Raw genomic sequence first — 26,073 nt, forward strand, 5'->3', positions numbered from 1 at the left:
TAAGGTTTTGTGACAGCGGAACTTTTTACGACAAATAAAAATCAGCAAAAAGCCCCGGTTTACGGGGCTTTGATGGAAAAACAATGGCCTTTTGCGACTAGTCGTTTCCTGCACCTTTGTGCTGAGCCACCAACTGGGCGGACAAAATTTCAAGGTTTTCGACCGGCGGTTCGGGCATTTGCTTCAGGGTGGCCTGCATCAAGCGCATCTGACGAATAAAACGCCGACAGTTGGGGCAGAACATCAAGTGATGGCGCACCATCAAGCGCTCACGAAAGCCCAACTGGCCATCGAGATAGTCGCTGGAACGTGCCACTTGTTCCTTGCAGGTCAGCATTCGCCGGTCTCCTCAAAATGCTCCACGGTCGCAAAGACTTTCAAACGTGCCCGATGCAGCAGCACCCTGACATTAGAGAGCGAGAGCCCCAGAAGATTACAGATCTCCTCCAGCTCCAGCCCCTGGCGCTCGCGCAACAACAAGACACTGCTCTGCAACTCGGACAAGCTTAACAGCGTATGTTCCAGGCACTGGCGCAGCTCATCTTCGCTGAGCAGGGCTTCGGGGGTGTCCTCGTGCCAGGCGTGCGGCGCCAATGCCCAATGGCCGTCGGCGGCAAACCGTTCGTCGCCGATGGTGCCATGGGGCGACGGAAGGTCGTCCAGCAGCACTTCACGACGGTTCTGTTTGTAGCGGTTCTTTGCCGCATTGGCGGTGATGGTCAGCAGCCAGGTCTTGAGGCTGGAGCGGCCCTGGAAACCGGCCAGGTTGCGCACCACCGCCAGCCAGGCATCCTGAACCGCCTCATCGGCCTGCCGACTGCCGACAATGGCATAGGCCACGGCCCGCATTGCACTCTGGTAGGTGCTGACCAACTCCTTATAGGCCTTTTGTTCGCCTGCCAGTAAACGTTCAAGCAGTTGACTATCGTCCGGCGCCGCCATTCACAACCTCAGGGTTCAAGATTCACGCCGCCCTCTGTAGGAACAGTCGGTCGACGCTCGATTGCTCGCGATGGTAGCTGGCGCACTGCGGGGTATCAATCAGGATTCCCGCGTTATCGTTGACGTCCATCGCGAGCAAGCTCGCTCCTACAGGTCATCGGGTCAGTGGCATCCAATCAACGCTTGCGCAGAATCACACTACCAATCGAATAACCGGCACCGAACGAACTGAGCACGGCCAGCGAACCCGCCGCCAGATCGTCCTGGTTCTTGTGGAATGCAATCACCGAACCCGCCGAGCTGGTGTTGGCGTAGGTATCGAGAATCACCGGGGCCTCTTCTTCAGTGGCCTCGCGACCCAGCAGCTTCTTGACGATCAGGTGGTTCATGCTGAGGTTGGCCTGGTGCAACCAGAAACGTTTCACATCGCTGATGTTCAGCTGGTTCTCCTGCAGGTGCGCAGCAATCAGTTCCGCGACCATCGGGCAGACGTCACGGAACACCTTGCGACCTTCCTGGACAAACAGTTTGTCCGGGGCGCCGATGCCCTCTTCCGCCGCGCGGTTGAGGAAGCCGAAGTTGTTGCGGATGTTATTGGAGAATTTGGTCAGCAGCTTGGTGCCGAGAATATCGAACTGGTAAGGCGAGGTCGCCAGGTCAGCCCGCTCCACCACCACCGCCGTCGCCGCATCACCGAAAATGAAATGGCTGTCACGGTCGCGAAAATTCAGGTGACCGGTGCAGATTTCCGGGTTGACCATCAGGATCGCCCGGGCCTGGCCCAGTTGAATGCTGTTGCTGGCGGTCTGGATGCCGAAGGTCGCCGAGGAACAGGCAACGTTCATGTCGAAACCGAAGCCCTGGATACCGAGGGCTTCCTGGACCTCGATGGCCACCGCCGGGTAAGCCCGTTGCAGGTTCGAGCAGGCGACGATGACGCCGTCGATGTCCGCGGCGGTCTTGCCGGCGCGTTGCAAGGCCTGTTCGGCGGCACCAATGGCCATCTGGCAGAGGATCGACCACTCGTCATTGGAGCGCTCGGGCAGGCGCGGGCGCATGCGCTGCGGATCGAGAATGCCGTCCTTGTCCATGACAAAACGGCTCTTGATACCGGAGGCTTTCTCGATGAAGGCGGCGCTCGACTCGGTCAGTGCCTGAACCTCGCCGCGCTCGATGGCGGCGGCGTTTTCGAGGTTGAACTGCTGCACATAGCTGTTGAAAGACTGCACCAGCTCATCGTTGGAAATGCTGTTGGCCGGGGTGTACAGGCCGGTGCCGCTGATGACGACGTTATGCACGCTCGTTCCTCTATTCTGTTCAGGCAGAAGGCATTGGTACATTCGTACCAATACATAAAAGGGCCAATGCCGTCAAAACGGCAAAGGGCCTGGAGTCGTTTTCTTCCGTCCCGGTCGAGCCTGCAGCGCTCAAACCGTGGAATCGGCATTTATAGCCGTCAAGTGTGCCATAAACATTGGGATTTGACCCTAGGGCCGAGATCAATGGAACACAACCGGGCCCCCGGGGCCCGGCCGCCGAATCGCGTATCAGGCTTCGACCTGGCTCCATTGCTTGCTCAGGCGCTTGTCCGAAATCGGTGCCTTGGTCCCCAACTGCTGGGCAAACAACGACACCCGATATTCTTCCAGCCACCAGCGATACAGCTCCAGTTGCGGATCGCGCTTGCCTTCCTGGGCATGCTTGGCCGCCCGCGCCTGGTACTGGGCCCACAGCCCCGTCAGTTCAGTACTCCAGACCCGGTCCTTCTGCACCTGGGACGGCAGTTTTTCCAGGCGCAGCTCAATGGCCTTGAGGTAGCGCGGCAACTCCTTGAGCCAGACACCCGGGGTCTGCCGGACAAAACCGGGATAAACCAGCTGGCTCAACTGCTGCTTGATATCGTTGAGGGCCACGGCCTGAGCCAGATCAATCTTGCCCTTGAAGCGTTTTTGCAGCGCGTGCCAGAGTTTGAGCGTCTCCAGGGTCAAGCGCGCCAGGCGTTCGGCATGTTCGGTCCAGGTGCCGCGTTTGCGTTCGGCCAGGGACGCCAACCCGACACCATCGCGCGGCAGGCTGTCCTCACCGTCCAGCACGCAGCTGTCGAGGCTCGCCAGCAGGATATCTTCGACCAATGCCTCAACCCGGCCCAATTCGCGATAAAGCAAACCCAGCTCGGTCAGGCCCGGCAACTTGCCACGCAAGAACTTCGCCGGCTCAGCCAACTGCTGCAGCAGCAGGCGTTGCAAGGCCCGGCGATGCTGGAACTCGGCTTCGGCCGGCGTGGAGAAGCGCCCTTCCTTGACCGTACCGCCGTCTTCCACCAGCGCGGGGTACACGGTCATCGACAGCCCGGCGATCTTCTGCTGGGTGCTCTGGGCCACCGCGGCAAACTCCTTGGCCTGAACCGGCTGCTGGCTTTTCGCAGTCTGCGGCACGGCCAGGGCCGCCTGGCTGGCTTCGGCAAACCGCGCCGTCAGCTCGGCCAGATCGCGGCCTTCGCCGAGGAACTTGCCCTGGGCGTCGACGATTTCCAGGTTCATCCGCAGATGGCTTTCCACCTGCTGCGCCGCCTCGGCCCAGGCTTCATCACTGACCCGCGCACCGGTCATGCGCAACAGCTCACGGCCCAACGCCAGGGGCAAGGAGCCCTCGGCAAACTCGATCCGTTGCAGCGCCGCCTTGACGAAATCCGGCACCGGCACAAAGTTCTTGCGCAACGCCTTGGGCAGGTTGCGCACCAGGGCAATGCACTTGGCTTCGATCACCCCGGGCACCAACCACTCCAGGCGCTCGCCGGGCAAGGCCGGCAACAACGGCGCCGGCACCCGCAGGGTCACGCCGTCGCGCGGATGATTGGGCTCGAAGTGATAACTCAAGGCCAGGGCCAGGTCGCCCAGGTGCAGGGTGTCCGGATAATGCGCGGCGGTGACTTCGCTGGCCTCGCGGGCGAGCACATCCTCTTCGCGCATGATCAGCAGTTGCGGGTCTTTCTGGCTGTTGACCCGGTACCAGCTGTCGAAGGTCGCGGTCTGGTGAATCTCCGCCGGCAGGCGTGCATCGTAGAAGGCGAACAGGGTTTCTTCGTCGGCCAAAATGTCGCGCCGCCGGGCCTTGGCCTCCAGCTCGTCGAGTTGCTCGAGCAACTGCTGGTTGGCGCTCAGGCATTTGGCTTTCGATTGGATCTCGCCGCGCACCAGGCCTTCACGAATAAACAACTCGCGGGAGGCCACCGGTTCGATAGGACCGAAGTGCACCGGGCGACGTCCGACCACGATCAGGCCGAACAGGGTGATCTGCTCGAAGGCCACGACCTGGCCGCGCTTCTTCTCCCAATGGGGCTCGAAGTGGTTCTTCTTGATCAGGTGCCCGGCCAGGGGTTCGATCCAGTCCGGCTCGATCTTGGCGACCATCCGCGCATAGAGCTTGGTGGTTTCCACCAGCTCGGCGGCCATCAGCCATTGCGGGCGCTTGCGCCCCAGGCCCGAGGACGGGTGGACCCAGAAGCGCCGCTGGCGGGCGCCCAGGTAGTCGCCATCTTCGGTTTTCTGGCCGATCTGGCTGAGCAGCCCGGACAACACCGCCTTGTGCAGCTTGGGATAGTCGGCCGGTTCCTTGTTGACACTCAACTGCAGGTCACGGCAAATCAGCCCCAACTGACGGTGCGAATCACGCCATTCGCGCATCCGCAGGTAATTGAGGAAGTTCTTCCGGCACCAGTTGCGCAACGCGCTGGCGCCCAGGGCCAGGCGTTGTTCTTCGAAACCACGCCAGACATTGATCAACCCGGCGAAATCCGAATCCACGTCCTTCCACTGCGCGTGGGCCTGGTCGGCGGCTTGCTGGCGCTCGGGCGGACGTTCGCGCGGGTCCTGCACCGACATGGCGCTGGCGACAATCAGCACTTCCTGCAGACTGCCGAGGGTAGCCGCTTCCAGCAACATGCGGCCCATGCGCGGGTCCACCGGCAGGCGCGCCAGTTGGCGGCCCAACGGCGTCAGTTGGTTCTCGCGGTTGACCGCCGACAATTCCTGCAGCAGGTTGAAACCGTCGCTGATGGCCTTGCCGTCCGGCGGCTCGATAAACGGGAACGCGGTGATTTCACCCAACCGCAGGTGCAGCATCTGCAGGATCACCGCCGCCAGGTTGGTGCGCAGAATCTCCGGGTCGGTAAATTCCGGACGGCCGTTGAAGTCGTCCTCGCTGTACAGGCGAATGCAGATGCCCGGCTCGACCCGTCCGCAGCGGCCCTTGCGCTGGTTGGCGCTGGCCTGGGACACCGCTTCGATCGGCAGGCGCTGGACCTTGGCGCGATAACTGTAGCGACTGATGCGCGCCGTACCGCTGTCGATCACATAACGGATCCCCGGTACGGTCAGCGAGGTTTCCGCAACGTTGGTCGCCAGTACCACTCGACGCCCCGGATGGGACTGGAAAATCCGCTGCTGCTCGGCCGGCGACAAGCGTGCATATAAAGGAAGAATCTCGGTGTGCTTGAGCTGGGCCTTGCGCAACATGTCCGCGGCGTCGCGGATCTCCCGCTCGCCGGGCAGGAACACCAGCACATCGCCCGGACTCTTGCGCTCGCTGCGCTCGAAGGCGGCGATCTCGTCGAGGGTGGCGATAATCGCCTGATCCACACTCAGATCCTCCTCGACACTGTTGCCCTCTTCATCCTGCTGCGAGGTCAACGGGCGATACCAGGTGTCCACCGGAAAGGTCCGCCCGGACACTTCGACAATCGGCGCATCGTTGAAGTGTTTGGAGAAACGCTCCAGGTCGATGGTCGCCGAGGTGATGATGACCTTCAGGTCCGGACGCCGGGGCAACAGGGTTTTCAGGTAACCCAGCAGAAAGTCGATGTTCAGGCTGCGCTCGTGGGCCTCGTCGACGATGATCGTGTCGTAGCGTTCCAGGTAGCGGTCGTTCTGGGTTTCCGCCAGGAGGATACCGTCGGTCATCAACTTGATCAGGGTGTTGGAATCACTCTGGTCTTCGAAACGCACCTGATAGCCGACCAACGCGCCCAGGGGCGTGGCCAATTCGTCGGCCACCCGGCTCGCCACACTGCGTGCCGCGATCCGACGCGGCTGGGTGTGACCGATCAGGCCATGCTGGCCACGGCCGATTTCCAGGCAGATCTTCGGCAACTGGGTGGTTTTGCCCGAACCGGTTTCGCCAGCGATGATCAGCACCTGGTGCTTGAGCAGAGCCTCCTTGATCTCGTCGCGCTTGGCGGCGATCGGCAGGCTGTCGTCATAACGAATCAGCGGCACGCTCTTGCCCCGGGCCGTGACCTGGGCACAGGACGCCTGCATCCGCTCGACCCACTGGGCCAACTTGCTTTCGTCGGGCTTTTTGCGCAACTCGAGCAACTGCCGCCGCAACCGGTGGCGGTCGGCAATCATGGCCTGGTCGAGGTTTTTCAGCAGTTGGTCGATAGCGGGCGATTCGTCAGTCATCAGGTACGCAAGGTCGGGGGAAGAGAAAAGCAGCGGCAAGCTACGAGCGGCAAGATTATCGCAGCTTTTAGCTTGCGGCTTGCAACTTGTAACTTGCCGCTGCCTTATTCGCTATCCCGATCCTTGCGCCGATAGGGAAACACGTCGATCACCTTGCCGGCCCGAATCGCCTCTTGCAGGCCTTTCCAGTAGTCGGCGTTGTACAACTCGCCATGCAATTGGTCGAACAACCGTCGCTGCGCCATATCGGCGAACAGGAAGGGTGGAAACTCCTCGGGGAACACGTCCAGTGGCCCGATGGAGTACCAGGGTTCAGAGGCCATTTCATCCTCAGGCGTGCGCGGCGCGGGAATATGTCGGAAGTTGGCTTCGGTGAGAAAGCAGATTTCGTCGTAGTCGTAGAACACCACGCGGCCATGGCGGGTCACGCCGAAGTTCTTCAGCAACATGTCGCCGGGAAAGATATTCGCCGCCGCCAGTTGCTTGATCGCCAGGCCATAATCCTCCAGCGCCTCGCGAACCTGGGCGTCATTGGCATTTTCCAGGTAGAGGTTCAGCGGGGTCATGCGCCGCTCGGTCCAGCAGTGGCGAATCAGCACCGTGTCACCCTCGACCTGCACCGTGGACGCCGCCACCTCCAGCAGTTCCTCCAGGCACGCCGGCTCGAACTTGCTCAAGGGAAAGCGGAAGTCGGCGAATTCCTGGGTATCGGCCATGCGCCCGACCCGATCGACACTTTTCACCAGGCGGTACTTTTCGATCACCGTGGCGCGGTCGACGTTCTTCGACGGCGAAAAGCGGTCCTTGATGATCTTGAACACGGTGTTGAAGCCCGGCAGGGTAAACACACTCATGACCATGCCGCGCACGCCCGGGGCCATGATGAAACGGTCGTCGGTGTTGGCCAGGTGATTGATCAGCGCCCGGTAGAATTCGGACTTGCCGTGCTTGTAGAAGCCGATGGAGGTGTACAGCTCGGCGATATGTTTGCCCGGCAGGATGCGCTTGAGAAAGCCGACGAACTCCGCCGGCACCGGCACATCCACCATGAAATAGGAGCGGGTGAAGGAAAAGATGATCGACACGTCGGCTTCGTCGGTGATCAGGGCGTCGATCTGGATGCCACGCCCTTCACGGTGCAACAATGGAATCACCAGGGGCCATTGTTCGTCCTGGGTATGGATGCGACCCACCAGGTAGGCGCCCTTGTTGCGGTAGAGCACCGAGGAAAACAGTTCGACGCTCAGCTCCGGGTCCTTGCACACCCAATCCGGCAGGTTTTCCCGCAACTGGGCTTCCAGACGTCGCAGGTCTCCCGGCAAATCGGCGTAGGCCTCGCTGAAGCTGTAGTCGGCGAAAATCTGCTCGAGCATGCCGGACAATTCGCCCTGGGGCCGGTAGATCCGGGTCTGCGCCGCCCGTGCCCGACGCAGTGACGGCCGGGTGGTGTGGATAAACATGCAACCGTCGCTGATCAGGTCGTGGCTGAACAGTCCGCAAAAGGTCGAGTTGTACCAGGTTTCCGCCAGCTCATCGTCGAAACGCAGGTCGATCAGGCTGATATAGGCGCTTTTCACCAGGGGCCAGAGCGTGACATCGAGCAAGGCGCCTTCATCGAAGCCGGCGCGCAGCCGGGTATTGACCTCGCTGACCTTCTCTTCGTAGAGATTGATGCGCGCCGCCGAAGCCACCTGCGCTTCCTGCCAGTGGGCCGCTTCGAAACGGTCACGGGCGCCGTCGGTGATCTGGCGAAAGTGCTCGCGGTAATCGTCGAAGCCATCGAGGATCATGCGGGCGATATCAGCGGCCGGCCATGGCTGCGGCATAGTGGAACCCCTGCGCTGTTCGAAATGGTTCTGTTCGCGACTCGCTTGAGCTTAGAGGCCAACCCTCAGGCAACGCAACCTTGCCTTGCCAGATACATACGGTGACACTTACCCGCCCTACCCTGCCAAGGATGCCACCGTGAGACCCGTCGATATTCTGCGCATGTTCATTCTGGCCGCCGTCTGGGGCGCCAGTTTCCTGTTCATGCGGATCATTGCTCCGGCGCTCGGCGCCTTTCCGACCGCCTTTTTCCGCGTCTCGATTGCCGCTGTCGGGCTGCTGGTGATCCTCACGCTGATGCGCGTCAACTGGGACTTCAAAGGCAAGTTCAAGGTCTGCCTGATGCTCGGCGTGATCAACTCCGGGTTGCCGGCGACGCTGTATTCGGTGGCGGCGCAAGTATTGCCGGCCGGCTACTCCTCGATCTTCAACGCCACCACGCCGCTGATGGGCGTACTGATCGGTGGTCTGTTCTTCCATGAAAAACTGAGCCTGAACAAACTGGCCGGGATCTTCCTCGGGCTGTTCGGGGTGGCAGTGCTGACCCGTGCAGGTCCGGTGACCTTCAACCTGGAATTACTGATGGGGGCCGCGGCGTGCCTGCTGGCAACCACCAGCTACGGCTTCGCCGGCTTTCTGACCCGCCGCTGGCTCGACCAGCAAGGTGGCCTCGACCCACGGCTATCGGCCATGGGCAGCATGTTCGGTGCAACCCTGGTGATCTTGCCGTTCTTCGGCTACAGCGCTATCACCCATCCGCCGGCCAGCTGGGGCGGGATGAGTGTCTGGCTGTCGCTGCTGGGCTTGGGCCTGGTGTGTACGGCGTTTGCCTACATCATGTATTTCAAGCTGATCAGCAATATCGGCCCGGTCAAGTCGATGACCGTGACCTTCATGATTCCGGCTTTCGGGGTGTTGTGGGGGGCGTTGTTTCTCGATGAGCCGCTGTCGATGGCCCATGTGTATGGCGGGGTGTTGATTGCCCTGGCGCTGTGGCTGGTGCTGAAGCCAGCGGCGGTACTGAAAGCGGTCAGCGTGGCTGACCGCTAATGTCGTGGTGTATGGGCTGACGTCAGGCGCTCTTGCGGAACACAAACACCAATCCGACGATGATCAGCCCCATACCCAGCATGCTCAGGGCCGCCAGGCGGTTGCCGAAGATCAGGTAATCCATCACCGCCGTCACCGCTGGCACCAGATAGAACAGGCTGGTGACATTGACCAGGTTACCCCGGGCAATCAGCCGGTACAGCAACAGGGTCGCCAGCACCGAAACCACCAGCCCCATCCACAACACCGGCACGACAAAGCCGCTGCCGGTTTCAAAATGGAACGGCTGGAACGGCACAAACACCCCGCACAGCAGCAGCCCGGCCAGATACTGCACCGGCAGCGTGCCCAGGGGATTATCGGTGATGCGTTTCTGCATGATCGAGCCCAAGGTCATGCTCGCCAGGGCCAGCAAACCAAAGAGCATGCCCGCCAGGGACATACCGGCCAGACCGATCCCCTGGTAAACCACCAGGATCAGGCCCGCCAGCCCCAGCCCCAAGCCGAACATCCGGCTCCAGGAACGCCGACGCTCCATCAGCACCGCCGTGAGGATCGGCTGTACCCCCATGATCGTCGCCATCACCCCAGGCGTAACCTTCAGGTCCAGGGCCAGCAGATAGAAAATCTGATAGGCCCCCAGCAACACCAACCCGGTCGCCGCCGCGTACAGCAGCGGCTTGCCCGTCCGCGGCAGCTTGAGCTTGAGCAACGGGACCAACACCAACAGCCCCAACAGGGCGATGCAAAAACGGATCAACAGGAAAGCGAACGGCGAGGCGTGGGCCAGCCCCCATTTGGAGAAAATCGCGCCACTGCTCCAGAGCAGGACAAACAGACTCGTCGAAGCCGCCGCGGTTGCGGATTGTTTTGAAAAAGCCAACATGGATACCACCTGTGATTCAGGCAAAAGCCGATTCAGCGCAAGGCTGAACATTCAGTAGTTTTTTTCAGGCGGGCACAGGGGAAACAGCAAACACTGCTGATCAGCCCGAAAAGCCAACACCCGGCGGTGATACGACTGCGTACACCGGCGTGCTACTGACAGGTGGGGGGTAATGACTGATTTGCGCAGGCTGTTGGCTCCCACACGGCACGACCACAGCGTTGACCGCTGAATCGACTACCGCATTGAGAAAGGAAACCGGCATGGGCTGATCTTTTGCTGAGGAAGGTGAATCGATTGAAACACCGAGCGCCGACTATACCCAGCGCTCGGGAACAATTGCAACCGGTCAGCCGAACAACCAATAGCCAAGCGCGGCGAATACCACAACCGCCAGCACCGGACGCATGATCCGATAGGCCTTGGGGTTGGCGCGCTTGAAGCGCTTGACCACGCCGCTGAAGCTGTCGCTGAAACGCTTGCTCCAGGCATAAGCCTGGTTGATCCCGCCGACCCGCTCGTCATCGAGGTTCTGCGGCGCCGTGGCGCGGCCGAGGAAGGCGCTGACGCGGCGGTTGATCGCGGTCATGAAACGATTGCTCAGCGGACGCTCAATATCGCAGAACAGAATCACTCGGGTCTGCTCGGTTTCGTTCTTGACCCAGTGCACGTAGGTCTCATCGAACATCACGTCCTCACCGTCGCGCCAGGCGTAGACCTGGCCGTCAACGAAAATCCGGCAATCGTCGGAGTTCGGCGTGGACAGGCCCAGGTGATAACGCAAGGAACCGGCAAACGGGTCACGGTGCGGATTGAGGTGGCTGCCACCAGGCAACAGGGCGAACATCGCGCCCTTGACGTTGGGGATCGAGTTCACCAGTTCCACGGTTTTCGGGCAGAGCTGCTCGGCCGATGGCAGGGCCTTGTCGTACCACTTGAGGTAGAAACGCTTCCAGCCCTTCTTGAAAAACGAACCGAAACCGGCGTCATTGTTCTTCTCGGCGGCGCGGATATAACCCTCGTCGAACAGATGCATGGCCTCTTCGCGGATCACTTCCCAGTTGTCCTTGAGCACATCCAGCTCGGGAAACTTGCTGCGGTCCAGGTAAGGCTTGGACGGTACGCTGGAAAACAGGTACATCAAGGCGTTATACGGCGCGAAAGCGGCGGAATGGTTGACGAACTGGCGCAATAGGGGCAAGCGCGCCTTGCCGCGCAAATGCACATAAAGCGTACTGCCCAGGAACAGCAGCAGGACTGCGGCCTTGGCGGCAAAGGAAAAGGTCATTCAACACTCCTCGAAAATGGGCAACGCGCGGGTAGCCTGTAACACTCGACTCACCCGACGTGGCAGCCGGCCATGATAAACATTACCGGCGCCGGGAAAAACCCATGACGTCACAGATTCAGCGTTGCCTATGCGGCAATAAAACCCCTATTTAACAGGAAACGGCTGAACGGTAGCTGATCCAGGTCAGCGGATACCGTCCAGCCCTCCTCTTCTGGCGTGTCGATCGCCGTCGCAGGGTTACTGCTGAATCTCCTGCTCGCTGAACAGATCGCTGAACAACATGCTCGACAGGTAACGCTCACCGGAGTCCGGCAACACCACCACGATGGTCTTGCCTTGCATTTCCGGCGTCTGCGCCAGTCGCACGGCAACGGCCATGGCCGCGCCGCAGGAAATACCGCAGAGAATGCCCTCTTCCTGCATCAGTCGCAGGGCCATGGCCTTGGACTCTTCGTCGGTCACCAGTTCCACCCGGTCGACCATCGCCAGATCGAGGTTTTTCGGCACGAAACCGGCACCGATGCCCTGGATCTTGTGCGGGCTGGGCTTGACCTCGGCCCCGGCCAGGGTCTGGCTGATAACCGGCGAGCCGGCCGGCTCCACCGCCACCGAAAGGATCGGCTTGTGCTTGGTCAGCTTGATATAGCGCGAAACCCCGGTAATGGTCCCACCAGTACCGACACCGGCTACCAGAACATCCACCGCGCCATCGGTATCGTTCCAGATTTCCGGGCCGGTGGTCTTTTCGTGGATGGCCGGGTTGGCCGGGTTGTCGAACTGTGCCGGCATGAAATAAAGGGCCGGGTCGCTGGCGACAATTTCCGTGGCCTTTTCGATGGCGCCTTTCATGCCCTTGGCTGGCTCGGTCAACACCAGCTCGGCGCCCAGCGCCTTGAGCACCTTGCGTCGTTCCAGGCTCATGGAGGACGGCATGGTCAGCAGCAGCTTGTAGCCCCGGGCAGCGGCGACGAAGGCCAGGCCGATGCCGGTGTTGCCGGAAGTCGGTTCGACAATGGTCATGCCCGGTTTGAGTTTGCCGCTGCTTTCGGCGTCCCAGATCATGTTGGCGCCGATCCGGCATTTCACCGAGTACCCAGGGTTACGCCCTTCGATCTTGGCCAGGATCGTCACGCCACGGGGGGCAATACGATTGATCTGGACCAGGGGCGTATTACCGATGGAATGCGCGTTGTCTGCAAAAATACGGCTCATGACGGGGTCCTTTCATGCAGCGTTGACGGGAACCTTCAAGGTTATGCCTCAGGGTTGCAGGCGTCCAGTCATGACAAATGGCTGGCCAATGGCCCGCGACGGACCGAGTCAGGATCTGACGCCCCATTCAGAGACTGAATAAGCCGTCTGCGTTCACACTCGACCGGGCGCCGCGTTATAGTCAGGCATGATTTTTTTCCGCCCGCCCTCAAACCGGCCGGCGTTATCGTCCGAGGAATTGCAGATGAAGTTCGAAGGCACCCAGGCCTACGTTGCCACCGATGACCTGAAGCTGGCGGTGAATGCCGCCATCACCCTGGAGCGCCCGCTGCTGGTCAAGGGCGAACCCGGCACCGGCAAGACCATGCTCGCCGAGCAACTGGCCGAATCCTTTGGCGCCAAGCTGATCACCTGGCACATCAAGTCCACCACCAAGGCGCACCAGGGCCTCTACGAATACGACGCGGTCAGCCGCCTGCGGGACTCGCAACTGGGCAACGAGAAGGTTCACGACGTTCGCAATTACCTGAAGAAGGGCAAACTCTGGGAAGCCTTCGAGTCCGAGGAGCGGGTGATCCTGCTGATCGACGAAATCGACAAGGCCGACATCGAGTTCCCCAACGACCTGCTGCAAGAACTCGACAAGATGGAGTTCTACGTCTACGAGATCGATGAAACCATCAAGGCGAAAAAACGCCCGATCATCATCATTACCTCCAACAACGAAAAAGAGCTGCCGGACGCCTTCCTGCGCCGCTGCTTCTTCCACTACATCGCCTTCCCGGACCGCGTCACCCTGCAGAAAATCGTCGATGTGCACTACCCGAACATCAAGAAGGATCTGGTCAGCGAAGCCCTCGACGTGTTCTTCGACGTGCGCAAGGTCCCGGGCCTGAAGAAAAAGCCCTCGACCTCGGAACTGGTGGACTGGCTGAAACTGCTGATGGCCGACAATATCGGTGAAGCGGTGCTGCGCGAGCGTGATCCGACCAAGGCCATCCCCCCGCTGGCCGGTGCCCTGGTGAAGAACGAGCAAGACGTTCAACTGCTTGAACGGCTGGCGTTCATGAGCCGCCGCGGCAGCCGCTAGGCTCAGTCCGAAAGATGCCTGCGCATCGATCATACTGCGTTAAAAACAGGCTCGGAATGCTCATTTAGTGGACTAAACTCCGCTTCCTCGCCTGTTTTTGCCTTGCCTGATCGCCGCTCGGCGATCTTTCGAACAGACCCAAAGTTCACTCGGGGCAATTGCCATGCTGCTCAACCTGTTCAATGAAATGCGCGCCGCCAAGGTTCCAGTGTCGGTGCGCGAACTGCTCGACCTGATCAACGCGCTGAAACAACGCGTGACCTTCGCCGACATGGACGAGTTCTACTACCTCGCCCGGGCGATCCTGGTCAAGGACGAGCGGCATTTCGACAAATTCGACCGGGCTTTCGGCGCCTACTTCAATGGCCTGGAAAAACTCGATGATCACCTCCAGGCCTTGATTCCCGAGGACTGGTTGCGCAAGGAGTTCGAGCGCTCGCTGAGCGCCGAGGAACGCGCGCAGATCCAGTCCCTCGGCGGCCTGGACAAGCTCATCGAGGAGTTCAAGAAACGCCTGGAGGAACAGAAGGAACGTCACGCCGGCGGCAACAAGTGGATCGGCACCGGCGGCACCAGCCCGTTCGGCTCGGGCGGTTTCAACCCCGAAGGCATTCGTGTCGGCGATGCCGGCCAGCGCCAGGGCAAGGCGGTCAAGGTCTGGGACCAGCGCGAGTACAAGAACCTCGACGACCAGGTCGAACTGGGCACGCGTAATATCAAGGTGGCCTTGCGTCGCCTGCGCAAATTCGCGCGCCAGGGTGCGGCGGAAGAGCTGGATATCGACGGCACCATCGACCACACCGCCCGCGATGCCGGGTTGTTGAATATCCAGATGCGGCCGGAGCGGCGCAACACCATCAAGTTGCTGCTGCTGTTTGATATCGGCGGCTCGATGGACGCCCACGTGAAGACCTGCGAGGAGTTGTTCTCGGCCTGCAAGACCGAGTTCAAGCACCTGGAATACTTCTACTTCCACAACTTTGTTTATGAGTCGGTGTGGAAGAACAACCTGCGCCGTGGCTCAGAGCGCACCTCGACCCAGGACCTGTTGCACAAGTACGGGGCCGACTACAAAGTGATTTTCATCGGCGATGCGGCCATGGCGCCGTATGAAATCACCCAGGCCGGCGGCAGCGTCGAGCACTGGAACGAAGAAGCCGGTTATGTGTGGATGCAGCGCTTCATGGCCAAGTACAAGAAGCTGATCTGGATCAACCCGTATCCGAAGGACACCTGGAACTACACCGCGTCGACCGGGATCGTTCGCGATCTGGTGGAGGATCAGATGTATCCGTTGACCTTGCGTGGGTTGGAAGAAGGGATGCGCTTCCTGTCCAAGTAGCAGTCTTTCGCACAATCCCTGTAGGAGCGAGCTTGCTCGCGATGGTAGCCCAGACACCGCGGGACATCGGTTATTCCCGCATCATCGTTGACGACCATCGCGAGCAAGCTCGCTCCTACAGAGTCAGCGGTGTCAGGCGAACTTGCGCATAAACTCGACCTGCTGCCGATGCGCCGTTTCCTGCACCACCGGCGCCAGTCTTATCGGGATCCCCGGCAGGCATTGCGCCAGGCGGGCCAGCGACAATGGTGTCAGCGCACCCAGGCGTGGATAACCACCAATGGTCTGCCGGTCATTGAGCAACACAATCGGCTGTCCATCCGGCGGTACCTGGATCGCCCCCAGGGGAATGCCCTCGGAGATCATCGGTTCGCCCTGATACTTCAACTCCGGCCCCAACAGCCGAATCCCCATGCGATCCGCACGACTGTCCAAGGTCCAGACACTGTTGAACGCATCGAACAGGCTTTGCCCGCTGAATTCACCGATCTGCGACCCAAGCACCACCTGCAACGGTGCGCTGGAGCTGAAATCCGGCACCTGCGCGCCCGACAATCCTCTCGGCGTCGACGCCACCCCGCGATATTCCAGGCGCCCGCCCTTGGCCAAAGGCCGCCCCATGCCATCCAGCCCGCCGAGTTCCTCGCGCACCACGCAGGCGGCACTGCCCAGGACTTTCGGCGCGATAAAACCACCCGGCGCCGCCAGATAAGCCCGAGCCCCCGACAGCGGTTGCGTCAATTGCAGGCGCTGGCCTTTCCTCAAGACAAAACTGCACCAGGGCGCCAGTGCCTGACCGTCCACCCGTGCGCCCAGATCGGCACCGGCCAGGGCCAGGCAGCAATCCTCTTGCGCCACCAGCGTCAGCCCGCCCAACGTCACTTCCACCACCGCGGCATCCGGCGCATTGCCCAGCAGATGGTTGGCCCAGAACATCGAGACCCAATCCAGCGCGCCGCCCTGGGTCACCCCCAGATGACGCACGCCAAAGCGTCCCGCATCCTGCAACAGGCACAACGGTGTACTCGCCTCGATCGACAAATGACTCATGCCAAGCCCTCCAGTGGCGTGTCATCGCCGCCCAACGTAATGAATTCAGCATGGTCGATTGCGGCAAAACGCACCGTGTCGCCCGGCTGCATCAAGCTGTAACCGTCACGCTCACGGTCGAACAGCTTGCTCGGTGTACGACCGATCAGGTTCCACCCCCCAGGGGAAACCACCGGGTAAGCCGCCGTCTGACGCTCGGCAATCCCCACGCTCCCCGCCGCCACCCGCTTGCGCGGGGTACTGATACGCGGTGCCGCCAGCCGTTCGTCGACCAGCCCCATAAACGCGAACCCCGGCGCAAAGCCCAAGGCGAACACCTGGTACTCGCGCTCGCTGTGGCAACGAATCACCTCGCTGACCGACCAGCCGCTGCGCTCGGCCAACAAGCCCAGCTCCGGGCCGACACTCGGGTCGTACCACACCGGCAACACATGGCATCGGCCCGCCGCGCTGGTGCCCGGGGTCAGGTCGGTCAAGGCTTCGGCAATCAGCTCCCGGGCCTGGGACGGGCTCAGCGCCATCAGGTCGTAATGCACCATCAGGGTGGTATAGGACGGCACCAGGTCGATCAGGTGCCCGGCAAATCCAGCCCGCAGACGCTCGCCGGCGGCCAGCATCCACGGCATGTTTTCTTCGGCAATCACCTCGAACAGCCGCACCATCAGACAGTCGATTCCGACCACTTCGATCCGTGGCTTCATACCGCAGACTGCCGATCCAGGGCCTCGCGGATACGCTGCACGGCAGCCACCGAACTGACGTTGTCGCCGTGTACGCACAAGGTGTTGGCCTGCAAGCGCAAGGCACTGCCATCGCTGGCGGTGAGGCTGTCGCCACGGGCGATGGTCAGGGCCTGTTCGACGATCAGTGACGGTTCGTGATGCACCGCACCGGGCAACTGGCGCGACACCAAGCGCCCCGCGCTGTCATAGGCCCGGTCGGCAAAGGCTTCGAACCACAACTCGACGCCGTACTCATCACCCAGGGCCTGGGCCGCGCTGTTGTCGCGCATCGCCAGCAGCATCAACGGCAGGTCCCCGCCGTAGGCGGCAATCGCCTGGATCACCGCCCGCAGTTGCTCGGGATTGGCCATCATGTCGTTGTACATCGCACCGTGGGGTTTGACGTAACTCACCCGGGCACCTTGCGCCCGGCAGATACCGTCCAGCGCGCCGATCTGATAATGCAGCAGGTCCTGGATTTCCTGCGGTGTGCAGGCCATGGAACGGCGACCGAAGCCCACCAGGTCGGGATAGGCCGGATGGGCACCGATACGTACGTCGTTGGCCAGGGCCAAGGTCACCGTCTTGCGCATGATACTCGGATCGCCCGCGTGATAACCGCAGGCCACGTTGGCGCAATCGATAAACGGCATGACCTGCGCATCCAGGCCCATGGTCCAGTTGCCATAGCTTTCGCCGATATCGCAATTCAATAACAAGCGGCTCACGGTGGTTGCTCCTGTGGGCTTTAACTTTTCTTAACGTGGGGCTTTTCGCAAATACCCACAGATTACTGCGCTTCGAGTTCCTTGCCACGGGTTTCCGGCAGGCTCAAGGCCGCGAGAATCACCACACCGTAGGACACGGCGGCAAAAGCGCCGATCCCCAGGCTCAAGGACACTTTCTGGCTGAGCAGGCCGATCAGCAGCGGGAAAAACGCCGCCAGTGCCCGCCCGATGTTGTAGCAAAAACCCTGGCCCGAACCGCGAATCCGCGTGGGAAACAGCTCGGTGAGGAACGCCCCCATGCCGCTGAAAATCCCCGAGGCGAAAAAGCCCAGTGGCAAGCCCAGCCAGAGCATGACCGCGTTGCTGACCTGCAACTGGGTGTAGAGCAGCACGATGATGAAGGAACCAACGGCGAACAGGATGAAGTTCTTCTTGCGCCCGAGCCGATCGGTCAGGTACGCGCTGATCACATAACCGATGTAGGAACCGATGATCACCATGGCCAGGTAACCGCCCGTGCCGAGTACACTCAAGCCGCGCTCGTTCTTCAGAAAAGTCGGCAACCAGGCGGTGATGGCGTAATAACCGCCCAGTGCACCAGTGGTCAGCAGCGAGGCCCGCAGGGTGGTGCTGAGCATGCCCGGGGCAAAGATCTCGTAGAAGTGCGTCGGGTTGCTCGGGGCTTCCTGGATCTTGGTCTGACGATAGACCTCCGGGTCCTTGACCAGACGACGAACGAAAATCACGAAAATCGCCGGCACGATGCCCAACACGAACAGCGCACGCCAGGCGTCGTCGGGTGGCAGCAGTGAAAACAGCAACGCATAGAGAATCGCCGTCAGCCCCCAACCCAGGGCCCAACCTGATTGCACCATGCCGACCGCCTTGCCGCGGTCCTTGGCGCGAATCACCTCGCCCATCAGCACCGCGCCGGCCGTCCACTCGCCACCGAAACCGAAGCCCATCAGGGTACGGGCCACCAGCAACTGGTGGTAGTTCTGGGCGAAGCCGCAGAGGAAGGTGAATACCGCGAACCAGAGCACCGTCAGTTGCAGGGTGCGCACCCGGCCGATGCGGTCGGAAAGAATCCCGGCGATCCAGCCACCGAGGGCCGAGGCGATCAGGGTGCTGGTGGAAATCAGCCCGGCCTGGCCGGTGGTGAGGCCCCAGAGGGCAATCAGCGTCGGAATGACGAAGCTGAGCATCTGGGTGTCCATGCCATCCAGGCCGTAACCGATCTTGCAACTCCAGAACGTACGACGCTCCTGCTGATTGAGATTGCGATACCAGGTGAACGGACCGGGTGGGCCCTCGGCTTGGGTAACATCCAGCGAGCCGGGCGTAGTCATGGGGGGAAATTCTCCGCGTAAAGCTTATTGGTATTGTTCTGGCGAGCGCTCAGGCTTAGGCTTATCGTGCCCGACCGGTCGAGGGCCATTTTTCGTTGGCCGTGCCCTCTGCGTCCAACTAATAAAAGTCCTGCCCAGGCATAAGAAAAAGTTGATTGCATGAACCTCAAGTTTCTCGAAACCTTCGTCTGGGTTGCGCGGCTGAAGAGCTTTCGCCTGACGGCGGACAAGCTGTTCACCACCCAGGCGTCCATTTCCAGCCGGATCGCGGTGCTCGAAGGCGAGCTTGGGGTGAAGCTGTTCCTGCGCGATTCCCGCGGCGTCAGCCTGACCCCCGAAGGGCTCAAGGTGCTCGACTATGCCGAGCAGATGATGGACACCATGCAGGCCCTCAAGCATGCCATCGAAATCAGTTCGACCAAGGTCGGGCGCCTGCGTATCGGCGTGATGGACACGGTCATCCATACCTGGCTCAGCCCATTGGTGGCGCAGATGTCGGATCGATTTCCCCTGGTGGAAATCGAGCTGGTGGCCGATACCGCGCTGAACCTCTGCGATCAGCTGCAAAAAGGCTTTCTCGACCTGGTGCTGCAAACCGACCTGCTACGCCAGGAATCCATCCGCAGCCTGAAGCTGATCAGCCACCCGATGGGCTGGGTGGTGGCCAGCCATTCGATCTACAACCGCGAATATGCAAGCCTGGCCGAACTCGCCCGGGAGCGCATCGTGACCTTCTCGAAAAACTCGCGGCCACACCAGGAAATTCTTGGCTTGATGCAGGTCCATGGCGTCCCGGCGCCGCGCCTGAACTGCGTCAACTCGGTGTCGGCGATTACCCGGCTACTGCGCGACGGCTTCGCTATCGGCGCCCTGCCGTCGGTGCTGGTGAGGGAAGAACTGATGCGCGGCGAGCTGACCTTGCTGGCCCTCGACGTACGCCCGCCGAACTTGGAAGTGGTGGTGTCCTGGCGGGTCGGCGTGGAGCTGGTGGAGGAAATTGTCGCGCTGTGCCAGGAGGTGCTGCACAGCTATGCGGACAAGATGGGCGAGCAGTATGTGGTCCTGAGCAAGCCCGCCCTCTCCGGTCAATAACCCCGTTCGCGCCGGGCCAGGCGTTCGCGCTGGCGCTTGCCGCCCAGCACCACCCAGTCCACCAGGCGGAAGAAGCCTTCGATCACGAACGAGAACAGCAGCGCCGCGCCCATCGCCCAGCCGATCGCCTCGGGCGAGAGCAGGACCTGATAGGTGTAGCCCTGCAAGGTTTCCTCGCGGATCGCCGGATCGGCCGCATACGCCACCTGTAACGCCCGTTTGTACCAGGGGCCCTGCATGGCCTGGAACTGGTCATCGAGCAGACGCTGGCGGTTGAGCAGGTTGCCGAGGCTGTCGGCATCGCTGCGAAACACCGGGTCGTCGCTGGCACGATAATGCGCCACCAACGCCTGCAGATCGCCGTTGAAGAACTGCTCGGCAGTCTTCTGGAAGCCCTGGAGGCTGGTCTGCGCTTCAATCAGGTGTGCCTCGACCCGCTTGGCGTAGTCGTTGATGAAGCCCGGCACCTGGACACCGATCAGCAGGCCCAGGGTAAACAGAATCAGCCGCAGGTAACTCAACCACATAACGGACTTCCTTATTCGGTCTGGCCCTGGCTGACGCATTCGCCGCGCCGCCACAGGCTCCATTGGCCCGGTTCGTAGCGGGTCCAGGTTTCGTTTTCGGTCAAGGGTTCGGTGGCAATCACCGTCACCACGTCGTTGGGAGTGGTCTCGGCCTGGAAGTCGACAATCACGTCCACATCCTTCAAGCGCGCCGGCCCGAAAGGCGCGCGCCGGGTGATCTGCGCCAACTTGGTCGAGCAATAGCAGAACAGCCAGTCGCCGTCGCTGAGCAGGCAGTTGAACACGCCTTTGCCACGGTACTCGGCACACGCCTGGACCAGGGACGGCAGCAGCGCTTCAATGTCCACGGGCTCGGGAAAGGCCTGGCGCACGCGGTTGAGCAGGTCGCAGAACGCCGCCTCGCTGTCGGTGTCGCCCACCGGGCGGTAAAAACTGGTGGGTGGCTGGAAGTCCGCCAACTGGCCGTTATGGGCGAAACACCAGTTACGCCCCCACAATTCGCGGACAAACGGATGGGTATTGGACAGGCAGACCTTGCCGACATTGGCCTGGCGGATATGCCCGATCACCACTTCGCTCTTGATCGGGTAACGCTGCACCAGGTTCGCGACCTCGGACTCGCAGCTCGCCGCCGGGTCCTGGAACAGGCGCAGGCCACGGCCTTCGTAGAAGGCGATGCCCCAACCGTCGCGATGGGGGCCGGTACGCCCCCCGCGTTGCATCAGACCGGTAAAGCTGAAAACGATATCGGTCGGTACATTGGCGCTCATGCCCAACAATTCACACATGCTCGGACTCTCGCTTCAATGCCGTGACGCCGTTACAGACGCGGTTCGACCCGCGAACGCCCATTGCCACCGGTTGGCGGCTGACGGCCATAACGCTCGTTGCGATCGGCCGCGGCGAACGGTTGATCGTCCTCCTCGGACTCGGCCGCAGGCGTCGTGCCGGCCGCAACGGGAGGCGGGCGACGGGCCTTGATGGAGCGCTCGATGGGCCAGCGGATCAGGGCGAAGACCAGATAGACGCCCAGGGCGATCATCAGGTACATGAACAGATCGGAAACCGCGCGCCAGGCGTTGTTGCCGACCTTGAACATCAGGTCCAGGGCCGTAATGGCCACCGCCGGGGCGAACTTTTCCTTCACCGGATCGATAATGGTCGGGCTGAACAACAGCACCGCCATCACCACGCGCAGCGGTTCGCGCAACCAGCGCCAGATCCAGCGGGTCAGGCGAAACCACACCAACAAGCAGCCCAGGGCGGCGAAGGCGTAGCAGCCCCAGGCAATCAGATAGTCGTTCTCGGTCATGGTGTCCATGGCAAGGCTGGCAAATAGATGCTTATGATAACGGCTTTTCGCAGGTCCGGCTGCACCGCCGTCAGCGATCCGTCCACAGAGAGTTGCCCATGTCCCTCGATAGCACCGTCAACAGCGCCCCGATTGCCCGCCGCGACGCGGGCGCGGACCCTTACGCCTGGTTGCAGGAACGCGACAGCGATGCCGTGCTCGACTACCTAAAGGCCGAAAACAGCTACCAAGAAGCCCAACTGGCCGATCAAGGCGCACTGCGCGAAACCCTGTTCGAGGAAATCAAGGCGCGGATTCTCGAAACCGACCTGTCCCTGCCCTCGCCCTGGGGACCGTTCCTGTACTACACCCGCACCACCGCCGGCGACGAATATGCGCGGCACTACCGCTGCCCGCGCCCGGCCGACGACAGCCTGACGGTGGATGAAAGCGCCGAAATCCTGCTGCTCGACCCCAACCGGCTGGCCGAAGGCGGTTTCTTCTCCCTCGGGGCCTTCAGCATCAGCCCGGATCACCAGCGCCTGGCCTACAGCCTCGACACCACTGGCGAAGAGGTCTATCGCCTGTACGTCAAGGAGCTGGCCAGCGACGCGGTCAGCGAACTGCCGTTCGAGGACTGCGACGGCAGCATGACCTGGGCCAATGACAGCCAGACACTGTTTTTCGCCGAACTGGACGAGACTCATCGCCCCCACAAGCTCTACCGCCATCGCCTCGGCGACAGCAGCGCCGAGGAAGTCCTGCACGAAGCCGACGGGCGTTTCTTCCTGAACTGCTACCGCAGCAGTTCCGAACGGCAACTGGTGGTGTTGCTCAACAGCAAGACCACCAGCGAAGCCTGGGCCCTGGACGCCGATACACCGACCCAGGCCTTTACCTGCCTGGCGCCACGGGTCGAAGGCCACGAATACTTCGTCGATCACGGCCACTACCAGGCGCAGTGGAGCTGGTTTATCCGCAGCAACCAGGACGGCATCAACTTCGCCCTGTTTCACGCCCCGGACCATGGCGTGCCGACGCGGGGCGACTGGCAGTTGCTGGTGCCCCACGACGACCAGGTGATGCTCGAAGGCCTGACCCTGAATACCTCGGCCCTGTGCCTGAGCCTGCGTGAAGGCGGCTTGCCGATCATCGAAGTGCGGCCCCAGGGCCTGCCGAGCTATCGCGTGCAACTGCCGGATGCCGCCTACAGCCTCTACGTGCAGGACAGCCTGGAATTCACCAGCCAGACCATCCGCCTGCGCTACGAAGCACTCAATCGTCCGGCCCAGATCCGCCAACTGACCCTGGCCAGCGGCGAACAAAGCGTACTCAAGCAAACCCCGGTATTGGGCGACTTCGACCCCGATGCCTACGTCAGTCAGCGCCTCTGGGCCAAGGCCACGGACGGCACACAGGTGCCCATCAGCCTGGTGGTCAAGCGTGAACTGCAAGGCCAGGTCACGCCGCTCTATCTCTATGGTTATGGCGCCTACGGCGAAAGCCTCGACCCGTGGTTCTCCCACGCCCGCCTGAGCCTGCTCGAACGCGGCATGGCCTTCGCCATCGCCCATGTGCGGGGCGGCGGCGAACTGGGCGAAGCCTGGTATCGCGCCGGCAAGCAGGCCCACAAGCAAAACACCTTCGACGACTTTATCGCCTGCGCCGAGCACCTGATCGCCGAGGGCCTGACTACCTCGAAGCAACTGGCGATCAGCGGCGGCAGTGCCGGCGGCCTGTTGATCGGTGCGGTGCTCAACCAGCGCCCGGAACTGTTCCAGGTGGCGATCGCCGAAGTGCCGTTCGTCGATGTGCTGAACACCATGCTCGACCCGGACCTGCCGCTGACCGTCACCGAATACGACGAATGGGGCAATCCCGAGGAGCCCGAGGTCCATGCGCGGATCAAGGCCTACGCACCTTATGAAAACGTCCGCGCCCAGGCCTACCCGGCGGCGCTGGTGATCGCCGGCTACAACGACAGTCGCGTGCAGTACTGGGAAGCGGCCAAATGGGTGGCAAAACTGCGCGCCACGAAAACCGACGAGCATCTACTCTTGCTCAAGACCGAACTGGACGCCGGCCATGGTGGCATGAGTGGTCGTTATCAGGGATTACGTGACGTAGCCCTCGAATATGCCTTCGTGTTCAAGGTTCTCGGCCTGATCTGAGGAACTCTGCCCGGCGTCCTTGTCATAACTCTGGGCCGCCGGGTTTCAATGCCCGCACAGAATAATAGGCAACAAGAAAAGACCGTGAGCCATGTCAGAAACGACCTTACTGAATAACGAAATCCGCGACATGCTGATGGACAGCGGTTTGTTCGCCAGCTTGCTGCCGGCGGATTGCCTCGCCGCTGCCGGCTATTTCAGCATCAGCAGCGTCGCCAAGGGCGCAGCCATTTTCAACGAAGGGGATGCCGGGACCTTCATGTGCATCATTCACTACGGCAGCGTGAACGTGCAGAAGAGCAACGCCGAGGGTCAACCGGTGGTGATCGCCACCTTGCGCGCCGGCCGGGCCTTCGGCGAGATGGCGGTGCTCGATGGCGAGCGGCGCTCGGCCAGTTGCGTGGCCGCCAGCGATTGCCAACTGCTGAACCTGGGCAAGGACTCCCTGGAAAAGATGCTCAACGACGCACCGAAGATCGCCGCCAAGATCATTCGCGCCATCGCCATTGCGCTGTCCAAACGACTGCGCATGGCGGACGGCCAACTGCTCTCGCAACAGATCTAGCTGGAGGTCTCCTTCACCTTATCGTTCTTGTCCGCCTTGTCATTCTGCTCCGGCCCCGGCAGGGTCTGGTCCTTGGGCGGCTGTGGCAATTCGATACTGGGCAGCGGCTCACCGGCCTTGGGCGGCGTGCGCGGGGTGATCTGCGGGGACGGCGTCGGGGTGGCCGTACTCGGCGCTCCCGTTTTCGGCGTGACCGGTACCGGCGAGAGATCCTCGGCCCGTACCGTGGTAATGGTGAGCGCGGTCAATGCAATGACCGCTACAATAGCGCGTTTCATCAATGGCTCCGTTGCCAGACTTCTCTGTCTGCCATCAGGCTACTCGCAACGCGGCTATTTTGCCCCTCCCAATGAGATTTCCATGAAACGTTTCGTTCTGCTGGACACCACTCCGATCCCTGAAAACGGCGGTGCCCTGTGCCTGTTCGAGTATGGCGAAGACTTCGTGATCAAGATCCAGGGCGGTGACGGCGGGCAATTGATGAACACCCGCATGCACGGTTCCGAAGATGCCCTGGCGGAAATTCCCTGCCGTAAGGTCGCAGGCCGGCCGCAGTCGCGGGTGCTGATCGGTGGCCTGGGCATGGGCTTCACCCTGGCAGCGGCCCTCAAGCACCTGGGCAAGACCGCCGAAGTCGTGGTGGCCGAACTGGTGCCCGGCGTCGTCGAGTGGAACCGCGGTCCGCTGGGGGAAAAAGCCGGCCGGCCGCTGGACGACCCGCGCACGCTGATCCGCCTGGAAGACGTGGCCAAGGTCCTGCAGGCCGAACCCAATGGCTTCGATGCGATCATGCTCGATGTCGACAACGGCCCCGAAGGCCTGACCCAGAAAGCCAACAGCTGGCTCTACTCGGCAGGCGGCCTGAGCGCCTGTGCCAAGGCGCTGCGGCCCAAGGGCGTACTGGCGGTGTGGTCGGCCAGTGCCGACAGCCATTTCTCCGACAAGCTGCGCAAGGCCGGCTTCAAGGCCGAGGAAGTCCAGGTCTATGCCCACGGTAACAAGGGCACGCGTCACACCATCTGGATCGCCGAGAAGCTCAAGAACTGAGCTAAACTTTGCCGCATAACCGTCATTAACCTATTCGACAAGGTGAACCCATGAGTTCGGCCAACCCTCCCTCCCATACCGCCAAGCTGGACCGTATCCTGGCCGATGCGAAACGCGATAAAGAGATGGGCTATCGTGACAAGGCGCTGAAAATGTACCCGCACGTCTGCGGTCGCTGTGCCCGTGAATTTTCCGGCAAGCGCCTGAGCGAGCTCACCGTGCATCACCGCGACCACAACCATGACAACAACCCGCAGGACGGTTCCAACTGGGAACTGCTGTGCCTGTTCTGCCATGACAACGAGCACTCGCGCTACACCGACCAGCAGTACTTCGGCGACAGCTCGCTGAGCAGCCCGAAGATCGCCAAGGCCACCCACAACCCGTTCGCGGCGCTGGCCGGGTTGATGAAAAAAGACGAGTAAGCCGGCA

At 61.5% G+C, this 26,073-nt stretch carries 24 protein-coding genes; 8 read left to right on the forward strand and 16 right to left on the reverse strand.

Going from position 1 to position 26,073, the window contains the following annotated elements:
- Positions 1-97: 97 nt before the first annotated feature.
- The 5 genes from HX866_RS15925 to aceK all read right to left on the reverse strand — a co-directional run bounded on the left by HX866_RS15925 (position 98) and on the right by aceK (position 8,227).
- A complete protein-coding gene (locus tag HX866_RS15925; RefSeq protein ID WP_177092665.1) occupies positions 98-337 on the reverse strand; it encodes an anti-sigma factor family protein in 240 nt (79 codons plus the stop codon).
- Positions 331-942, reverse strand: coding sequence for an RNA polymerase sigma factor (locus HX866_RS15930; RefSeq protein WP_177092666.1), 612 nt, complete (start codon positions 940-942; stop codon positions 331-333). The genes HX866_RS15925 and HX866_RS15930 overlap by 7 nt, the downstream gene beginning before the upstream one ends.
- Positions 943-1,118: 176 nt before the next feature.
- Positions 1,119-2,240 carry a beta-ketoacyl-ACP synthase III gene (locus tag HX866_RS15935; RefSeq protein ID WP_177092667.1) on the reverse strand — a complete coding sequence of 374 codons (1,122 nt, stop codon included), beginning with the start codon at positions 2,238-2,240 and terminating at the stop codon, positions 1,119-1,121.
- 249 nt (positions 2,241-2,489) lie between these two features.
- The gene (gene hrpA, locus HX866_RS15940) at positions 2,490-6,401 is read right to left on the reverse strand and encodes an ATP-dependent RNA helicase HrpA (RefSeq protein ID WP_177092668.1); all 3,912 of its coding nucleotides are present in this window, start codon (positions 6,399-6,401) and stop codon (positions 2,490-2,492) included.
- Between the two features lie 104 nt (positions 6,402-6,505).
- Positions 6,506-8,227 carry a bifunctional isocitrate dehydrogenase kinase/phosphatase gene (gene aceK / locus HX866_RS15945; protein WP_177140088.1) on the reverse strand — a complete coding sequence of 574 codons (1,722 nt, stop codon included), beginning with the start codon at positions 8,225-8,227 and terminating at the stop codon, positions 6,506-6,508.
- Between the two features lie 139 nt (positions 8,228-8,366).
- Between aceK and HX866_RS15950 the strand changes: the two genes are divergently transcribed.
- The gene (locus tag HX866_RS15950) at positions 8,367-9,278 is read left to right on the forward strand and encodes a DMT family transporter (protein WP_177092670.1); all 912 of its coding nucleotides are present in this window, start codon (positions 8,367-8,369) and stop codon (positions 9,276-9,278) included.
- A 22-nt stretch (positions 9,279-9,300) separates the two neighbouring features.
- Here the strand turns inward: HX866_RS15950 and HX866_RS15955 are convergent, their stop codons facing one another.
- The 3 genes from HX866_RS15955 to cysK form a co-directional block, all read right to left on the reverse strand.
- Entirely contained in the window at positions 9,301-10,164 is an 864-nt protein-coding gene (locus HX866_RS15955) for a DMT family transporter (RefSeq protein WP_177092671.1), read from the reverse strand.
- Positions 10,165-10,513: 349 nt separating this feature from the next.
- Complete coding sequence (locus HX866_RS15960) at positions 10,514-11,452, reverse strand: aspartyl/asparaginyl beta-hydroxylase domain-containing protein (protein ID WP_177092672.1); 939 nt, start codon at positions 11,450-11,452, stop codon at positions 10,514-10,516.
- A gap of 240 nt (positions 11,453-11,692) precedes the next feature.
- Positions 11,693-12,667 carry a cysteine synthase A gene (gene cysK, locus HX866_RS15965; protein ID WP_177092673.1) on the reverse strand — a complete coding sequence of 325 codons (975 nt, stop codon included), beginning with the start codon at positions 12,665-12,667 and terminating at the stop codon, positions 11,693-11,695.
- A gap of 244 nt (positions 12,668-12,911) precedes the next feature.
- Between cysK and HX866_RS15970 the strand changes: the two genes are divergently transcribed.
- Complete coding sequence (locus HX866_RS15970; protein WP_100938900.1) at positions 12,912-13,757, forward strand: AAA family ATPase; 846 nt, start codon at positions 12,912-12,914, stop codon at positions 13,755-13,757.
- Between the two features lie 163 nt (positions 13,758-13,920).
- Positions 13,921-15,099, forward strand: coding sequence for a vWA domain-containing protein (locus HX866_RS15975; RefSeq protein WP_177092674.1), 1,179 nt, complete (start codon positions 13,921-13,923; stop codon positions 15,097-15,099).
- 132 nt (positions 15,100-15,231) lie between these two features.
- Here the strand turns inward: HX866_RS15975 and HX866_RS15980 are convergent, their stop codons facing one another.
- The 4 genes from HX866_RS15980 to HX866_RS15995 form a co-directional block, all read right to left on the reverse strand.
- Positions 15,232-16,149 (reverse strand): biotin-dependent carboxyltransferase family protein, encoded by a 918-nt coding sequence (locus HX866_RS15980; protein WP_177092675.1) that lies wholly within the window; start codon positions 16,147-16,149, stop codon positions 15,232-15,234.
- The gene (gene pxpB, locus HX866_RS15985) at positions 16,146-16,850 is read right to left on the reverse strand and encodes a 5-oxoprolinase subunit PxpB (RefSeq protein WP_177092676.1); all 705 of its coding nucleotides are present in this window, start codon (positions 16,848-16,850) and stop codon (positions 16,146-16,148) included. Before pxpB ends, HX866_RS15980 begins: the two co-directional genes overlap by 4 nt.
- Positions 16,847-17,599 carry a 5-oxoprolinase subunit PxpA gene (locus HX866_RS15990; protein ID WP_177092677.1) on the reverse strand — a complete coding sequence of 251 codons (753 nt, stop codon included), beginning with the start codon at positions 17,597-17,599 and terminating at the stop codon, positions 16,847-16,849. Before HX866_RS15990 ends, pxpB begins: the two co-directional genes overlap by 4 nt.
- A 62-nt stretch (positions 17,600-17,661) precedes the next feature.
- Positions 17,662-18,948, reverse strand: coding sequence for an MFS transporter (locus HX866_RS15995; RefSeq protein WP_177092678.1), 1,287 nt, complete (start codon positions 18,946-18,948; stop codon positions 17,662-17,664).
- A 159-nt stretch (positions 18,949-19,107) separates the two neighbouring features.
- On the opposite strand from HX866_RS15995, the gene HX866_RS16000 reads away from it, so the two are divergent.
- The gene (locus HX866_RS16000) at positions 19,108-20,040 is read left to right on the forward strand and encodes a LysR family transcriptional regulator (RefSeq protein ID WP_177092679.1); all 933 of its coding nucleotides are present in this window, start codon (positions 19,108-19,110) and stop codon (positions 20,038-20,040) included.
- Here HX866_RS16000 and HX866_RS16005 read toward each other — a convergent pair.
- From HX866_RS16005 to HX866_RS16015, 3 genes are read right to left on the reverse strand one after another with little or no spacing between them, the layout of a single operon-like run.
- Positions 20,034-20,567: a DUF2937 family protein gene (locus HX866_RS16005; RefSeq protein WP_177092680.1), complete on the reverse strand. Its 534-nt coding sequence runs from the start codon at positions 20,565-20,567 to the stop codon at positions 20,034-20,036. The genes HX866_RS16000 and HX866_RS16005 overlap by 7 nt on opposite strands.
- A gap of 11 nt (positions 20,568-20,578) precedes the next feature.
- Positions 20,579-21,355, reverse strand: a complete 777-nt coding sequence (locus HX866_RS16010) for a class II glutamine amidotransferase (RefSeq protein WP_177092681.1) — start codon at positions 21,353-21,355, stop codon at positions 20,579-20,581.
- A 32-nt stretch (positions 21,356-21,387) separates the two neighbouring features.
- Positions 21,388-21,888, reverse strand: a complete 501-nt coding sequence (locus HX866_RS16015; RefSeq protein ID WP_218177281.1) for an MFS transporter — start codon at positions 21,886-21,888, stop codon at positions 21,388-21,390.
- Positions 21,889-21,977: 89 nt separating this feature from the next.
- Here HX866_RS16015 and HX866_RS16020 point away from each other — a divergent pair, with 89 nt between their 5' ends.
- Both HX866_RS16020 and HX866_RS16025 read left to right on the forward strand, forming a co-directional pair.
- The gene (locus tag HX866_RS16020) at positions 21,978-24,029 is read left to right on the forward strand and encodes a S9 family peptidase (RefSeq protein WP_177140089.1); all 2,052 of its coding nucleotides are present in this window, start codon (positions 21,978-21,980) and stop codon (positions 24,027-24,029) included.
- Between the two features lie 91 nt (positions 24,030-24,120).
- Positions 24,121-24,594, forward strand: coding sequence for a cyclic nucleotide-binding domain-containing protein (locus HX866_RS16025; RefSeq protein ID WP_177092683.1), 474 nt, complete (start codon positions 24,121-24,123; stop codon positions 24,592-24,594).
- Here HX866_RS16025 and HX866_RS16030 read toward each other — a convergent pair.
- Positions 24,591-24,872 carry a hypothetical protein gene (locus HX866_RS16030; protein ID WP_177092684.1) on the reverse strand — a complete coding sequence of 94 codons (282 nt, stop codon included), beginning with the start codon at positions 24,870-24,872 and terminating at the stop codon, positions 24,591-24,593. The genes HX866_RS16025 and HX866_RS16030 overlap by 4 nt on opposite strands.
- 82 nt (positions 24,873-24,954) lie before the next feature.
- On the opposite strand from HX866_RS16030, the gene HX866_RS16035 reads away from it, so the two are divergent.
- Both HX866_RS16035 and HX866_RS16040 read left to right on the forward strand, forming a co-directional pair.
- Positions 24,955-25,641 (forward strand): spermidine synthase, encoded by a 687-nt coding sequence (locus tag HX866_RS16035; protein WP_121137731.1) that lies wholly within the window; start codon positions 24,955-24,957, stop codon positions 25,639-25,641.
- A 50-nt stretch (positions 25,642-25,691) separates the two neighbouring features.
- A complete protein-coding gene (locus tag HX866_RS16040; protein ID WP_017124556.1) occupies positions 25,692-26,066 on the forward strand; it encodes a YajD family HNH nuclease in 375 nt (124 codons plus the stop codon).
- Positions 26,067-26,073 lie beyond the last annotated feature (7 nt).

Source organism: Pseudomonas gingeri, from assembly GCF_013386165.1.
GTDB lineage: Bacteria > Pseudomonadota > Gammaproteobacteria > Pseudomonadales > Pseudomonadaceae > Aquipseudomonas > Aquipseudomonas gingeri_C.